Origin of the sequence: Dyadobacter fanqingshengii, from assembly GCF_023822005.2 — a bacterium.
In the GTDB taxonomy this organism is placed as follows: domain Bacteria; phylum Bacteroidota; class Bacteroidia; order Cytophagales; family Spirosomataceae; genus Dyadobacter; species Dyadobacter fanqingshengii.
The window spans coordinates 139432-155092 of the sequence record NZ_CP098806.1 but is presented as its reverse complement, the minus strand read 5'-3'; the positions used below and the strand labels follow the sequence as shown (position 1 = coordinate 155092).

At 44.3% G+C, this 15661-nt stretch carries 10 protein-coding genes; 5 read left to right on the top strand and 5 right to left on the bottom strand.

The genetic code is table 11. The features are described from left to right. Positions 1 to 11: 11 nt before the first annotated feature. From NFI81_RS00595 to NFI81_RS00575, 5 genes are all read right to left on the bottom strand, one after another. Complete coding sequence (locus NFI81_RS00595; RefSeq protein WP_234614814.1) at positions 12 to 3092, bottom strand: TonB-dependent receptor; 3081 nt, start codon at positions 3090 to 3092, stop codon at positions 12 to 14. A gap of 265 nt (positions 3093 to 3357) precedes the next feature. Further along, a complete protein-coding gene (locus NFI81_RS00590; RefSeq protein ID WP_234614815.1) occupies positions 3358 to 4911 on the bottom strand; it encodes a tetratricopeptide repeat protein in 1554 nt (517 codons plus the stop codon). A gap of 114 nt (positions 4912 to 5025) precedes the next feature. Beyond that, a complete protein-coding gene (locus NFI81_RS00585) occupies positions 5026 to 6108 on the bottom strand; it encodes a phosphatidylinositol-specific phospholipase C1-like protein (protein ID WP_234614816.1) in 1083 nt (360 codons plus the stop codon). Between the two features lie 89 nt (positions 6109 to 6197). Beyond that, positions 6198 to 7946, bottom strand: coding sequence for a RagB/SusD family nutrient uptake outer membrane protein (locus NFI81_RS00580; protein WP_234614817.1), 1749 nt, complete (start codon positions 7944 to 7946; stop codon positions 6198 to 6200). A gap of 42 nt (positions 7947 to 7988) precedes the next feature. Further along, a complete protein-coding gene (locus NFI81_RS00575; RefSeq protein WP_252176027.1) occupies positions 7989 to 11075 on the bottom strand; it encodes a SusC/RagA family TonB-linked outer membrane protein in 3087 nt (1028 codons plus the stop codon). Between the two features lie 261 nt (positions 11076 to 11336). Here NFI81_RS00575 and NFI81_RS00570 point away from each other — a divergent pair, with 261 nt between their 5' ends. The 5 genes from NFI81_RS00570 (at position 11337) to NFI81_RS00550 (ending at position 15634) form a co-directional block, all read left to right on the top strand. Then, on the top strand, positions 11337 to 11666 hold the full coding sequence (locus NFI81_RS00570) for a helix-turn-helix domain-containing protein (RefSeq protein WP_234614819.1): 330 nt from the start codon (positions 11337 to 11339) through the stop codon (positions 11664 to 11666). A gap of 74 nt (positions 11667 to 11740) precedes the next feature. After that, the gene (locus NFI81_RS00565; protein ID WP_234614820.1) at positions 11741 to 12247 is read left to right on the top strand and encodes a hypothetical protein; all 507 of its coding nucleotides are present in this window, start codon (positions 11741 to 11743) and stop codon (positions 12245 to 12247) included. Beyond that, positions 12247 to 12438 (top strand): hypothetical protein, encoded by a 192-nt coding sequence (locus tag NFI81_RS00560; protein ID WP_234614821.1) that lies wholly within the window; start codon positions 12247 to 12249, stop codon positions 12436 to 12438. The genes NFI81_RS00565 and NFI81_RS00560 overlap by 1 nt, the downstream gene beginning before the upstream one ends. Positions 12439 to 12599: 161 nt before the next feature. After that, on the top strand, positions 12600 to 13457 hold the full coding sequence (locus tag NFI81_RS00555) for a carbonic anhydrase (RefSeq protein ID WP_234614822.1): 858 nt from the start codon (positions 12600 to 12602) through the stop codon (positions 13455 to 13457). 5 nt (positions 13458 to 13462) lie between these two features. Next, a complete protein-coding gene (locus NFI81_RS00550; RefSeq protein WP_234614823.1) occupies positions 13463 to 15634 on the top strand; it encodes a cation:proton antiporter in 2172 nt (723 codons plus the stop codon). Positions 15635 to 15661 lie beyond the last annotated feature (27 nt).

The window sequence follows — 15661 nt, the reverse complement described above, 5'->3', positions numbered from 1 at the left end:
AACTCCTCCTTTCAATAAACATTAAACTTCAAACCAATCGTAGCCGTGGCACCCGTGTAAAGCGATGAATATGTGTACTCAGGCTTGTATTGATAGCGGCGCTGATCCTGGTTTAAGAGGTTGTTTGCTGTTACGTAAAGCGACAATTTTGGTGTAAAGAAGTAGTTTACACTGGCATCCAGGTAATGTGCTTTATCATAATATACATCTCCTTTGCTATCGGTTCCCAGAATGGTGACGAAGTCGGAAGTGTTGTTATATGAAAGCCGCACATTGAATTTTTTTATCTCATAAGCCAGCGACAGATTCAAAATATCCTTCGCCGTTCCCGGCAACTTTGGCTCTCCTTTTTTCACAAAAATGAAATTGTGGGTGTAATTGGAGTACAGAGTCAGGTTATTGAGCGGCCTTGGCAAGAACGACAGACCTTGTTGAAACGAGAACTCCATTCCAAGAATGTTCGCAGTTCCGCCATTCCCCGGACGCGTCCGTTCCAGGTTTCCATTGCTCGCTTTCAGCTTGTCATAATCCGTTTTGTAGGATGCAACGGTGGCGGGGTTAGCACCTTGTTCCAGGAGCGATTCGGGCGATTCTGCAATGTCTATTACTTCACTAAACGGAACCAGGTCTCTGGATAAAATCCGGTAATTGGTAATGTTTTTGAAATAAACACCTGCTGAAATAAGTCCGGTATTACCAGTGTACACCTCTCCTAAAAGATCAAAATTATTAGAAAGTGTCGGCTTAATGTCCGGGTTACCCTGGCTGATCACTTTATCCCGCACATTTACACTCACATAAGGAGAAATGTCTTTGTAATTGGGACGTGAAATGGTGCTGGTGTATGCGAATCTGTAAACCTGGTTTTTAGTCGGCGCATATCTGGCTAAGAATGCAGGCATGAAGTTGAGAAATTCGGATTTGGTAGACTGCCTGGCTGGAATAAAATCGGCTCTAACATTGTAATTGTAACCCTCATATTTTACCGAACTATGTTCCAACCGGCCACCCAGAATAAGTGAAAGTTTGTCTCCGAAATTCTGGGTAGACATGATATAACCTGCCGAAATTGCCTCATCACCATAATAGTTGTTTCCCAAAACATCCTGATAAACCCTGTTCAGCATGAAGTCTTCCGTATCTCCGTAATAGCTTTTATTCAAATTCGAAATCCACTCGGATGAGCCCGCATTGCCAACATTGTAGTCGGATTCAATGTTCAGGGTTTTGCTAATGTTGGTCGAATTGTTTGCAAATCCAGACCAGAATGGTGCCCAGCCTACGTAATCTGCCACTTTCGGATTTTTGCCAGCCGCAAGCTCAGCGTCATATTTAGCGCGCAATGCAGGATCAATTTGCGGTGTCCATCTTACCCTTCTTGTCGTTTCATTTTTCAGGGTCAGCCCGCGGTATTTTCCACCGAATTTGAGAATGTTACTGAATTTTCCTTCAACCAATGGAACAGAGATGTCAATTTGCGCCAGATATTGCTGGGTATTGGCCCGCTTGTCGGTTCCGGTAAAGTTGTCCATGTACCAGGTGTCCGCCGAATCAGCCCGGTATGATGGCTTGTCTTTGAGGTTTTCAAGAATATTTTCAACTTCAAATCCATTGTTGGCTTTGATAAACCTAGGATTCGTATAATCCATCTGCACACTTTTTTCATTCTCACTTTCCAATTCCAATTCAATCACATCCGGCCTGTCAGTCACATTTTTGAGGTAAGAACCTTTCCAGTTCACTTTCACTTTTCCTAAAATATGCTCGCCTTCCAACCCGAAATTGATGATTTTCTGAATAATCTGACTTCCGTTCCGGTTGTTCAAACCACCTTCAATGTGGCGTTCCAGTTCTGGCTGGTATACCGGGTGTTTCGGGTCGTTATTCATATTGAGATAAGGCACGCCGGCAACGTCATCAATGTAATCGTTGTTCGCATCTGTGATTTTTCTGTTACCCTCCCAGCCTGCAGCTCGCTGCCAGTTTTTCGGATATCCGGCGCCGATGTCATCCACTTTCAGAGTTGAAATTTTCCGCCAGTCGTTGTATTTGTTGTAAATCCCGGTGAAGGTCAATGTGTTTTTCGCATTAAGCTTATAGTCGATCCCAACCGTATAACTCTGTCTGATCCGTTCCAGATTGTTTTGGACCATATTCAAAAACCGCGGCATAAAGTAAGTCTGCTGATCCACCCATTTTACATCTTCCCATGTAGTCTGGTGATCATCTGAACCTAAAAACTGCTGATAATAAGACACCGAGGCCATTACACCTAACTTTTTGTCTTTCAAAAACCGGTCTCCAAAAACCACATTGGCATTGTAAGCAGGTTTTTGCACGATATCACTGTAACCGGTTCCCGCCGTGATCGATAATAACCTAGCAAAAGGCGCTTTTCTGGTGACCAAATTGACCACACCGCCAATCGCATCGCCGTCCATATCAGGTGTGATAGCTTTGGTAACTTCAACAGACTGCACCATATCCGCAGGAATGGCGCTGATGCCCACAGCACGGTTTTCACCCGTTCCCGCAATGCTCGATCCATTAATGTTGATCGTACTTTTAGAAGGATCCGTTCCCCTGATACTCACCAGCGAAGCTTCGCCCTGATCCAGCTGCACGTAAATTCCCGGAACGCGTTTCAGCGCGTCACCTATGTTCGGGTCAGGAAAACGGCCCACCTGATCAGCTGAGATCACATTCACGATCCGGTCGGAATTCTTTTGCTGGTTCAATGCTTTCAGCGTTGCGCTTCGGTTACCGGTGACAACAACAGCTTGCAAGTCATTGTCCGCGAGGTTCAATTTGAAGTTGGTCTTTACGTTTTGGCTACCAACAGTTACAGATTGCCTTGAAACACCATAGCCTATATACGTAACTGTCAGATTGTAAACACCGGTGGGAACGTCGATCAATGTATAGTTTCCGTTTTGGTCTGAAACCGTTCCCCGTGATAATTCCTCGATTTTGACGGTGGCACCGGGTAAGCTCAGATTGTTGTCGTCAATGATCCGTCCGGTGATCAGGCTTTGCGAGAAGCTGATGTACGGGACTGCAAATAATAAAAGGAGTAGTAAGATTCTTTTCATAGGTTTTTCCTGAGTCAATTCAATGGTGAGATAATGGTTTTTTTGCCTGGCGATGTAAAGGTCATTATGAATTTGCAGGAAGCTAATTTTTGCCGGTTACCAAACGTCTACACAGGTTGCCAAAGCGTTATCAAATCGTCTACATTCAAGTAATAACCTGTGTAATAAGCTCATTATCAATTATTTATAAATATTTGCGCCGCCATTATCATTGTGTTAACAGATTCAAAACTTGGTAACAAGAGGACAAATCACCGGGTCGACGTCAGAGATTATGAATAAAATTTTGAAGACTGGCCTCCTCAGGTAATTGGAGTTTTTTGCGTAATCGATACCTGGTCGTGCGCAAACTGGTTTGAGAAACAGCAAGCATTGTAGCGATATCGGCGGAGTTCAGGTTCATTTTAAGCAGCGCAAGGAAACGAAGATCCGTTGTGGTAAGCAAGCCTGAATGCTTGATGAGTTTTTCGAAAAAGTCTTTATGCACATACTCAAAAACGACCCGAAAATCCTCCCAGTTTTTATCCTGATTACTGTTTACATCAATTTGTTCCAGGAGTTGCTTCAATTCCTTTCGCTGGTCGCGTTTGTCATCTTTGACAATGGAAGCGAGTTTACTTTTAAGCTCTTCAAGCACCTCGTTCTTTTTAATCATGTGCAGGGTAATGCTGGTAAGTTCTTTACTTCTCAGCTCCAATTCTGCTTTTAAACCCTCCTGATGTAGATGCTTGTTGTGAAGTTCCAGCTCCATGGATTTCTGGCGGGTTTCATACAAGTCTTTGCTGTTCTTAATCTTCAAGCGCTGGCGGCTAAGCAAACTCACACCGAGAAACGTAGCCAGTATGCTAATGACGAATACGGAAATAGTTATGATCTGGCTTACGCGGTTTTTATTTTCCAGTTGGAGAATTTCATTGTCCTTGCGCTGGACGTCAAAAAGAGTCTGGATCAGGTTCAGTCGTTCTTCGCTATCCGTATTGTAGCTTTTTGAATAGGCAAGCCTTGATTTTTCACTGTAATAATAAGCGCTATCAAAACTGCCGAGCTGCTCGAATGTCTTCGCAAGATCGCGATGTGCGCTGCTAAGTTGCCGGTTATCATGAAGCCGGGCTGACAGCAATTCAGCTTTTTTACTGTAAGACAATGCCTGGAGATAGTTGCCCATTTTACGGTAAGTATCGCCAATGTTATTGAGCACCGCGGCAAGTTCCACTTTGGCAGGGCCGTCATTGTATATTCTGTAAGCGGCTAAAAAATACTTTAATGCTGGCTGAAATTTACCCTGATCTTCATAAATGCTGCCAATACGTGAATATGTAAAAGCAATCTGACTCTTATCATTCAGGCTTTTAAACTCGGACAATGCAAGTTCCTGATAGATGTGCGAGCTGTCGTAAGCTCCTTTTTGTTCATATACCTGACCGATATATCCATAACTTTCTGCAATTCCTCTATGATTACCCTCAATCTGAAACACGCGGAGCGCTTCGCGGAAATTAGCTAGTGCCGTCGCGCTGCGGTTGTTTTTAAAATAAATCCTGCCTATCCTGTTCAGGTTGTTGCCAAGATTTAAAAGGCTCGTATCTTTTTTAAAATAACCGTCCGCTTTGTGGTAGTAAGAAAGCGCCTGGGACATGGCTCCTTCCTCAAACAAGATGTCGCCGATTTGCTGATAGCAGATTGCCGCTCTCGTCACATCACCATTTTTTAAAGACAGGTCAAGCTGTTTACGGATTTTAATGTAAGACGAATCAGGAGATAAAGCGTCTTTGGCTGACTTGGATCGCAAGTCAGCCAAAGCTTCATAACTAATTGACAAATAAAGAATTGAAGTAATTATTAAAAATAAGTAATACCTCATTGGTGTATATCATTAAACTTATCTAACTCGCTAAGATAGACGCCCAATATTATCTCATTTTTTAAGGGTGGCTCACTTGGCACCGCCCCGATCTGATGCTGTAAACACTGGATTCACCCTGAAATATTTCTTCCCGTCAAAACTGACCGAATAGTCGGATTTAAAGTGGGTGCTTTTGAGATAATAGTCGGTGGTAATGATCTGCGCTCCTGAGTTACAGGCCGCCTCAAAACTGCTTTTATCATTTATCCTGGCTTCCCGCGTATCCGAGTCGGCGCGGGTACGGATGATGTACCCTTTGTTTACAAGGTCTTTGATCTGTGGATCTTTGGGATTATTACGGATCGTCATCGCAGCCTCGGGCGTGCCGGGGTCTGCGCAGGCAAACATCGCGCGGCCTTTTAATGACGGGTGCCCCGCTATATACATATCCCTTTTCGCAGCTTTATCGTCTAATAAGAACAGAAATTTCCCTTTCGCATTTTTAAGCAGCGGCCAGTTGCCAGCCAGCACTGCGCTTTCCAGCGTTTCGTATTTGCCTCTAACATCATCTGGCGTGATAATGTGATTTTTACCCAGCTTTTCAAAAAGTACTTTATCCAGTTCTTCAAAGTGCTTTTCCGCAAAACTTTCATTTGCAGCTGCTTCCCCAGCCTTTGGAATGCGGCCTTTGGCTTCCAGCGTTATGAAAACCGGTGTATGGTCCGGATGCGCCTCTGACCATTTTTTCAGATCTTCCAGGCATTCGTTCAATGTAAAATAGTGGCTTCGGAAATCCAGGTCAGGCACATGCAAGATCTTAAAACCCGGCTGTTTCATTTTGCCCTCGGGATCGTAGGCTTTTTGGCCAGGCGCCAGTTCGAGCCCTTTGGGTTGCGCGTACCTCCCACCTTTTTCATCGGGATAAATATCGATTTCCAGATTACGGAGACCCATATTCAACTGATCGGTGATGGCGATATGTTCGTAGTCGATCTTACTGGATGAAACGGAATCTCTTTTTTGAAAAACTTTAAACAATGCCGGATCGATCGCCTCTTTGTAACTGTTGTGAGAACCGATCACCTGAATTTTGTTGATCGGCAGGTTATCGGCGTCCTCAGACTTCAAAACAGGAAGCGCGAGGGCTATAATTAGACTTAGGATTGTTTTCATAGGAAAAATTGGAACTGGCGGTAGAATCTAAAAGCGGGCCATGGAATCCAAAGCCCGCTTTAATCACTTATTTTGGATACACAATTGGATTAATATCCTTGGTTTTGTATTAAAAACCCTTCTTCACTTGACGCGCCATCAACTGCTCGCTGAGGAATCGGGAACAATCTTTTGTTAACATCCGTATCAGTTTTGCCTGTCCAACTGCCCTCGTATTTGCCAAACCGGATTTGATAATTCCTTCTAAATGCTTCCCAGTAAAGTTCAAAACCCGATTCACGGAATAATATATCCAGGCTGATACTTTTCAAGGCATCAGGAGTCTGATCAGGTCTGGCTTTTCTGGAAGTTCTCAAAGTATTGACATCGGCCAAAGCTCCTGCATTGTCACCATTTCTTAATTTGGCCTCGGCACGCATTAGGTAAATCTCTCCAAGGCGAATCAAAACAAGATCGACACTGCTGTAAGAACAGCAATTGGGGGCGGTATGACTAAACTGATACTTCGAAAAGCGGTAACCTGTATTGTGCAAACTCCCCGGACCGGTAAAGTCAACATTGCGCGTATGGTTAACGTAAGTTAGGTTTGCACCGCTGGTTCTTCTGTTGATCACAGGATAAATCCTTACTTTGCCATCGCTGCAAGTCAAAATATTTCCGCCTCCATCTTTTCTCGGGCCCCATATGATACCCCGGAGTATTCCCCGGTCCATTTCAAACTTTGTTGCATCTATACAATAGTAATGTTCAGCATCATTCAATGGCGTTACCCCGGTTAGATCTTTAAGTTCTTCGGGTATAATTGTATTCTTTTTGAAGAAACGCGCATCGGCATCGGCTGGATCTACATTCCCGTAAGCATCTACCCAAGTCTGATAAAAATCAGGAGTAGCGGCTACCGCATCCGTTCCCCGTGTATTTGGAAATTCGGGTCTTGGAATCTGGTCGCCGGAAATGGGCCAGTAAGCCCACCGCTGATGTTCGGTTTCAAGTACGCCTCTCTGGTCAAGTGCAAATATTAGCTCAGGGTTAACGTGGTTATTATCACTGAACAAATCAAAATATTCGGGAGCTAATGAATAAGGTTCAGCAATAATGGAGCTCGTATACTGGATTACTTTATCCATATCGCCTTTACTAAAAGCAGGTGTACCATAAGGATCGCGGTAAACGGCAGCATTCAAGTACAAACGCGCCAACAAAGCCCTTACGGCATTCTGGTTCAACCTACCCGGGTCCCTATCTTTTTTGATTAGGTCAACAACCGATAGAAGCTCGCTTTCGATATAATCAATTGCCTCTTGTTTCCTTAGAATCTCAGATCTTTCACTGGAAAGCTCTTTTTTGAAAACAATACCCCAGTTATCAAGGGCCATCATATTGAGGTACGCCTTCATGGCTACCATTTCATTATAAGCTTCCTGGGCACCTGTATTGCCTTTTTCTGCTTCCAGTTTCAATCTTTCCGCAGCGATTACGGCTCTGGATAATGTTAGCGTAATGTTTGTCCAGGTATCCCCTACCAAGCTGTTGCTTGGGGTCATCAAATGCTGGTGGATTGCAATAAATTTCCCCCCATCGTACCAGTCCGTTCCCCCGCGATAAGGAAGAATGCCTTCATCAGAAGCAACTTCCTGCAATCCGAAATTGGCCGTATGCAACCATACGCCTTGACGGAGAAGTCCGTATACCGGTGCAATGGATCCACTGACAAGTTCTGCCTGGCCGGTTCCTGTCAGAGACTCGTCAAGAATATCTTCCTCCAAATTGGTACACCCAAGAAATCCCAGCAAAAGGACAACTACCGGTAGAATTTTGTAAAATCTTATATTTTTCATTTGATATGATTGTCAACGTGATCGTAATGAATCGTTTGTTTTTTAGAATGTTACATTAAGACCGAGCAGGAATGTTCTTGCCCTAGGATATGTAAATCGGTCGATGCCAAAGGTCTGGATACCACCAGAAGCAGATCCTGTATTGACCTCCGGGTCAAACCCTGAATAATCTGTAATGACAAACAGGTTCTGACCTGTCAAGTTTAGACTGATGCGTTTGAAAACGTCCCCCAACTTGCTTCCGGCTAAGGGCAGGTTGTATGAAAGTGTGGCGTTGTTCAACCTCAGGAAAGAGCCATTTTCCAAATAACGTGTCGACACAATATTGGCATTTGTCAACGCCTCATCGGGGTATTGAACAGCAAAATCTGTGGTATTGTTGGACTTTGCCAATTGCGACCTGTTGAACAGGGTCATGGTGGTGTGATTGAAAATTTTGTTTCCTGCTACACCATTGAAATTCAAGCCCAGGTCAAATGTTTTGTACTTCAAGTTTAAATTATATCCATAGATGATTTTAGGAATGGCACTGCCCACGACCAGGCGGTCATTGTCCAATACCTGGCCATCCCCATTGGTGTCCCTGAATAAATTCTGGCCATTATCAGGATTAATTCCATCGAACTGATACATATAAAATGCCCCTAACGACTCATTGTTGATATAGCCATTAATGGTCGCGCCAGACTGGCCAGAACCCTGGGCTGCCCCGGTTGCCAAGACGGAATAAGGGGAATTCTGTACTTTATTTTGAATGTAGGTCAAGTTACCGCCGATACTGTAAGAGAAGTCGCGTTTGGCGTCGCTGCTGTAATTCAGTGTCAATTCGACGCCGTTGTTCTGGATGATCATATTCGGAATATTGTTCCAGTAGGTTGAGGTAGGCTCAACAGGATCGGAAGGAACAACTTCTAAAAGAATGTTGGAAGATTTTTTGTTGAAATAATCCAATGTACCATTCACCCGGGAATTGAAGAAGGCAAAATCGAGTCCCAAATCAACTTGGGTCGAAACTTCCCATTGTAAGTCAGGATTTGCCAATCGTGTATAAATAATCCCGTATGGAAAACCTTCCAGTGAAGTAGCGTCTGTATCAATAGGATATGTGCTGACACTTCCGGCTCCTGTTTGTAGTCGCTGCTCTAAATAACTGGCTTTTGTGATCTTGGAAGGAATTTCCTGGTTACCAGTCCGTCCCCAGCTTGCACGTAACTTCAAGATGTTGAAAAACGATTTGTCCATGAAATCTTCATTGCTAATGTTCCATCCTAATGCAAAAGAAGGGAAATAACCATACTTATTATTCTCGCCAAATTTGGAAGACCCATCGGCACGAAATGTACCGGTAAACATGTACTTATTATCATATACGTAATTCACTCTGCCGAAGAAGGACTGCAATTCGTTTTTAATGGCGTCCGCATTTACCGCAGTAGGAAACAGCGTTGTACTGGTATGGTCCTGATAAATAGGCTCGATATTATTATTTGCAAAACCGCGGTAAGTCGTTATTCTGGTTTCATCCAGAAACTTCTGGAAAGAATGTCCTGCCAATAGAGTCACATTATGAACATCCTGATTCCAATTATAGGTAAGCGTATTTTCAACAAGTTGATTGGTATTCGCACTGATAGCATTATCCAATACCCCATTAGCAATATCAGATTCGTTAATAACTGCCGGGAATGGTTTATACTGCTGGTTTCTGTTTGTACCGGAATAGTCAACTCCGAAGTTCAACTTATAAGTAAGGCCGTCAATTATTTCAATTGAGGGTGAAATGTTTGCCAAAATGCGGTTACTGATTGCCCTGTCACTGAATAGATTATACCTGGCAAGAGGATTTAAAGCGTTCGTGTTTAATAAGGTAGGCTGACCGTCCGTGTATGGAGCAACCGTCGGGTTTAAACTAAGCATATCACTCATAGTCGATGTGATATCCGGACGCAGGTTCTCTGTATGGGAAGCCGTAAGATTATAATCGATATTCAACCTGCCGTTGAATGCCTTTTGATTCATATTCAACTTGCCTGAATAGCGTTTCAGCCTGCTATTCTTTAAGATTCCTTCCTGATCCTGATAGCCTACCGATGCGAAATAGGAAAAGTTCTCAGTGCTGGCTCCGCTCATGGACAAATTGAGCGTGTTGGATACACCTCTCTGTGTCAATTCATCCTGCCAATTCGTGTTTGCACCAAAATCTTGCAAAGTCCCGCCCACAGCCACGACTTGTCTACGAAAATCGTCCGCGCTGAAAACGTTCATTGGATTGGCCATGGACGACACAGCAGTGGAGGCTGCAAAATTAATCTGCGGTTTCCCCTTTCCCTTTTTAGTGGTAATTACTACAACCCCATTGGATGCTCTTGACCCGTAAACCGCAGTCGCACTGGCGTCTTTCAGCACATCGATACTTTCAATATCGTTGGGGTTAATGAAGTTAAGAGGGTTGGCAGGGACACCCGTAGAAGAGTTATCCAGCAAAAATCCATCGACCACGTAAAGCGGCTGTGTTCCGGAACGCAAACTGCCGATCCCCCTGATGATGATATCCTGCGCAGCCCCGGGTTCACCACTATTTGCAGCAATGGAAACGCCGGCCAGTTTTCCCTGCAAAAGTTCACCCGGGTTGGTAACAACGCCCTTATTGAAACTTTCACTGTTAATAGATGAAATGGCGCCTGTAATGTCTGACCTTTTTTGGGTTCCGTAACCAACCACAACTACTTCATTCAATTGTGAAAGATCCTGGTCTAATTGGACCACTATGGCTGATTGGCCATTCACTGCAACTTCCTTCGCAGCATATCCCACAAAAGAAACTTCAAGCAGGGAATTGGCATCGGCATCAATGACGAATTTGCCATCAGCATCTGTTGTCGTGCCTTTTGTTGTTCCTTTCACAACAACCGTTGCACCCGGTAATGGTGCTCCCGTTCCATCCGTTACCTTACCGGAGATTGGCTGGGCAACGGCCGCATCGTTGAAATTGGGATCTTTTAAATTTAAGGACACTTCCATACCAGCGCTTTTAGCAGACGCTTGGGACGGGACAACACTTAATCCAGCCCAGGATATCAGACATGCAGAAGCACATAGGAGTTTTGATAGTCGTAATGTTGAATTCATAATATTTTAGTGTTGCATGACAGAAATTTTTCAGTCGCTTTTTAATTTATTAAACACCAAAATTAGCCTGCGGGCAAATAAACTGTTGGGTATCTGCCGTTAAGCTTGTATTAACAAAAAATTGCAGAACATTCTAAAATTTAATTAGCTAATGCGACCTTATTGGTTTAGAAGGGAAGAAGTTTGAGGTTCTCTGGATAAGGCCTGAAGAATAGTATATAATTTCTGCTGCAAAAAAATTATTAATTATCACAGTTACGAGTGAATATTTTTGGGTTTGACCTGGCAACGATGGCTGACCAGGCCTGTTTAAGTGTTCGTCAGTTTGAAAACAGGTTCGTCAGGCAGATCGGGATCACTCCGAAATATTTTGCACGGATTTGCCGCTTTTACCAGGCCTATGAAATGAAAGAATTCAACCCTGATCTGGATTGGCTCAGCATTGCCTTGCACACAGGATATTCCGACTACCAGCATTTGGTAAAAGATTTTAAGCAGTTTGCTGGAACTGCCCCTAATACGCTCATTGAACAGAGCACCCAAAACCCCGAACGCAGGCTGAACATTGCTACCGGGTTCAGGGGAGTGTAACCTTTCTCCGGTAACATTTTCAGCGTGCAGCACCTTGCCGGCGCTTATTCCAATTAATCTTAATGCTTCATACCATGGAACGTTCCTATAAAAACGTCAGCTATTTCTTTGTGGCCACACTCGCCATTGTGGTGGCTGGCTTTTACAAAAGTTATTTCAGTCAGTTTCCCGCGTTTACCGGGCTAACTTATGTGCATCACACCCATACTGTACTATTGCTGCTCTGGTTTGCTATGCTGATTGTGCAACCGATACTTGTTTATCAAAAGAGACTTGATTTGCACCGGCTGGTTGGAAAATTTTCGTATATCCTTGTTCCCATTATTGTGTTATCGCTGCTAACGGTAATGAAAACGCAGTACCTGAAAAGTGCCCCGCGCATGCCGGAGATGCAGAACCTGGCGTTTTTATATCTTCCCACCTCTGCTTTGATCCCTTTTGTTAGCCTCTATGTTTTAGCCATTGTTTACAAGATGCAACCGGCCAAGCATATGCGTTATATGATCGCCTCAGCCGTTGCATTGCTTGGCCCGGGTGTAGGACGATTAATCTGGGTTTTACGGATTTCAACACCGCTGTGATGGTGGCCTTTGCCTTGTGCGATGTGCTTCTTGTTGGCTTGTTGATATATGAATATACGAAAGGGAAGAACTATTATACTTACCTGGTTTCATTGTTTATCTGTTCCATTTTCCACTATGCATTTCCCTGGGTTCCTGGTTCTGCCATCTGGCAGGGATTTGCAAAAGGCGTTGTAGATTGGTTATTCTAATACTGCGAGGATGTTTAATTAAGGACAAGCTTGGACACGCCTTTCAGCATGCGGTCGACAAAAAAGAGGCCCCGCCCGTATTTGCTGCTAATACCTTTATATTAACAGGGTGTGGTATTTTAAAATGAATATTTATTATTTACTCAATATTTTTACTTATTATGGTAAATCCTACCACGATCAATTTTGATAAGCCTATGCTAAACCCTTTTAAAAACCTTGTTCGCGCGATTCTTTTTTCATTTTCAATTTTCTGGCTTTTTTGTTGTAATTCTGCTGATAAAAAAACAGTAAATAAACCTGATAGTACTGCGGTAGGCACACCAGATAGCACTCTTAGCATCAGCCAGGAAGATTCGGTAAAGCAGACTTTCGAAATGGTCCTTGACTCCATCTATCAGCATACACCTAAAAATGTTCTTCAAGCCTTAATGAAGGGCCATCGCAGGTTTTCCAAGGACTCGTCATTTATTTATAATTCTGAAAATAAAATTCCTGACTCTCTGGCTAGAATAAAACCGGTTTTGGTGATGACAGACATTGATCTCAACCAGTCAGTTGAAAAGATCTTCGATCTGCGGCGCTCCATGTTGATGCAGCTATCAAGCCCTGCCTGCCTGGTTGATCCCAAACAGATTGCAGTGATGGAGTATGCGCTGAATTATAGCGGTACAAAGGTTATTCTGGTCCTTTCCAGCAGCAACAGCCGCATCATTGGTGCAGCGGTGGACAATGTGCAAACTGCCAATTTCGCAAGCATTATGAGCGAGCTGTCACAAGCCACAAAATCAGCGCCTGAATTCGCAGATCGCTCTTCTGCCAATAAAGATTTTGTAAATAACATCGCACAGAGCCAATCACGGCTCACACTGGAAAAGATACTTCAAAGCAGCCCGCAGATAAAAATGCTGGCAGACAGTGGCAAGGTCGTTTTAAAAAGTGCCTTTTACGATGCTAGCAAACGCTCGGTTACGATCCTGGACCGCGAAGCTCCTCTGACCCCATCCGCTAAAAAATAGACCGTATGGCCATATTATTGAATGCAGAAAGCATGTTCGAGCTTCCGCTTAGCAACCCGGTGCTCATATTTTCGCTGGTGCTGTTTATCATTTTGTTCGTGCCGCTGCTGCTCAACAGAATCAAGGTTCCTTATGTCATTGGGCTTATTCTGGCCGGTGTGGCAGTTGGCGAACACGGGGCCAATCTGCTCCGGCGCGACAGCAGCATTGTCCTCTTTGGAACGGTTGGCTTAATATACATCATGTTTCTGGCGGCCCTGGAAATTGACATGAAAGAATTCAAGAAGAACAGCTCAAAAAGCCTGATTTTTGGAGTCTTTACTTTTGCCGTGCCCATGCTGATTGCAGCCCCGGCTGCCAGGTTTTTGCTTGGTTTTAGCTGGATTTCCAGTATTCTGTTTGCCAGTATGCTGGCATCGCACACGCTTATCTCCTACCCGGTCGCAGCGCGTTTCAATGTGCATAAAACAAAAGCCGCCATCATTGCAGTCGGCGGAACGATCATTACCGATATTCTTTCCCTCCTTGTGCTGGCTGTTATTGCCAAAATGAGCCAGGGCGAGATTAACCAGGCTTTTTGGATACAGCTCATCGTGTCCGTTATTGTGTTTGCATTGATTGTCTGGTTTGTGTTTCCGATCATTGCACGCTGGTTTTTCAAGCATTTCGATGACAGCATTGCGCAGTACACCTTTGTGCTGGCGATGGTGTTCCTGGGTTCTTTTTTAGCAGAACTTGCAGGCATTGAACCCATTATCGGCGCATTCCTATCCGGGCTGGCCTTAAACAGACTGATCCCCCATCATTCTCCTCTGATGAACCGGATCGATTTCGTCGGCAACGCGCTTTTTATTCCTTTCTTTCTGATTGGCGTAGGCATGCTGGTCGACATTCAAGTGCTTTTCAAAAGTGCCGAATCATTGAAAGTAGCGGGCATTATGACTGTGGCAGCTTTGGTATCCAAGTGGCTGGCGGCGCTATTAACACAAAAATCATTCAAAATGAATGGCGACGAGCGGACGCTTATCTTCGGGCTGAGTGCGGCGCGGGCTGCGGCTACGCTTGCAACAGTTCTGGTAGGTTATAACATTATTATCGGGCAAAATGAATTGGGAGAACCCATTCGTTTATTAAATGAAGACGTGCTTAATGGCTGTTTGATCATGATATTGATCACCTGCACAATCGCCTCGATCGAGACGAGCCGGGCAGCGGTTAAGATTGCCAAAAAACTCAATGAGGGTGCTAACAAGGCGGCGGGACAAGGAACCCGCAATATCTTAATCGCAGCCTCCAAAGAAGATACGATTGATCCGATGATCGAGCTGGCACTGCTGATGCAGCCTAGAAAACACGAGCAGAATATCTTTGTGCTGTCTGTGATCAGTTCCGAAACCGTGGACCGAGAATCGGAAGAACGCAGGTTAAGAAAATACCAGGACAGGATGGTCACCACGGCAGCTGCAACGGATGTGATCGTATCGCCGCTGATCCGCTATGATGTCAGTTACGCTTCCGGCATTCAGCACACGCTGGAAGAAAAAAGGATCCACGAAGTGATCATCGGTCAGCAAAAAGGGGAGAAAGACCCTGGTTCAGTAACTGGCTTGAAGTCCCAGAAACTTCTGGCCAGGTGCCCGCAGATTGTTTACCTGATCCATGGCATGCAGCCCCTAAACACGATTGGAAAAATCACGGTCGTATGTTCAGACCGGGTTGAGCTGGAAGCCTCGTTCCCAATGTTGATTGAGCGGATATCAACCATCGGAAAACAGCTGAACTGTGATGTGCATTATTACAGCTCGGAAGGTACGCTTGCATCAATCCAGGCCTATAACCAGGCCAATAAAGGGCCAGGCGCCCAATTTACGCTTTTTGATGATTGGAGTGATTTCCTGATCCTTTCCCGAGACGTTCGAACAGAGGATCTGTTTGTTGTCATTTGCGCACGGCCGGGCAATATCAGTTATCATGACGCCCTGGCCGAGGTTCCCCGCCATCTTGCCAAGTATTTCAATGAGTATAATTACCTCTTGATGTATCCGGATCTGCAAGCTGATTTTTCAATACAAACCGGCCAGACAGAACGAACTGGTGAAATATTGCAAAAAGGAATTAACCAAATCAGTAAAACAGGTGATAAACTGATCCGCAACATTTTGAAACCCGGAAATTGATACACTAAACACCTGTCTTTATCTTAA

Excerpts from the sequence above, each read along its gene's own strand:
- NFI81_RS00580 (WP_234614817.1), bottom strand. The coding sequence starts at position 7,946 with ATGAAAAATATAAGATTTTACAAAATTCTACCGGTAGTTGTCCTTTTG.
- NFI81_RS00595 (WP_234614814.1), bottom strand. The coding sequence starts at position 3,092 with ATGAAAAGAATCTTACTACTCCTTTTATTATTTGCAGTCCCGTACATC.
- NFI81_RS00555 (WP_234614822.1), top strand. The coding sequence starts at position 12,600 with ATGGTAAATCCTACCACGATCAATTTTGATAAGCCTATGCTAAACCCT.
- NFI81_RS00565 (WP_234614820.1), top strand. The coding sequence starts at position 11,741 with ATGGAACGTTCCTATAAAAACGTCAGCTATTTCTTTGTGGCCACACTC.
- NFI81_RS00560 (WP_234614821.1), top strand. The coding sequence starts at position 12,247 with ATGGTGGCCTTTGCCTTGTGCGATGTGCTTCTTGTTGGCTTGTTGATA.
- NFI81_RS00585 (WP_234614816.1), bottom strand. The coding sequence starts at position 6,108 with ATGAAAACAATCCTAAGTCTAATTATAGCCCTCGCGCTTCCTGTTTTG.
- NFI81_RS00575 (WP_252176027.1), bottom strand. The coding sequence starts at position 11,075 with ATGAATTCAACATTACGACTATCAAAACTCCTATGTGCTTCTGCATGT.
- NFI81_RS00550 (WP_234614823.1), top strand. The coding sequence starts at position 13,463 with ATGGCCATATTATTGAATGCAGAAAGCATGTTCGAGCTTCCGCTTAGC.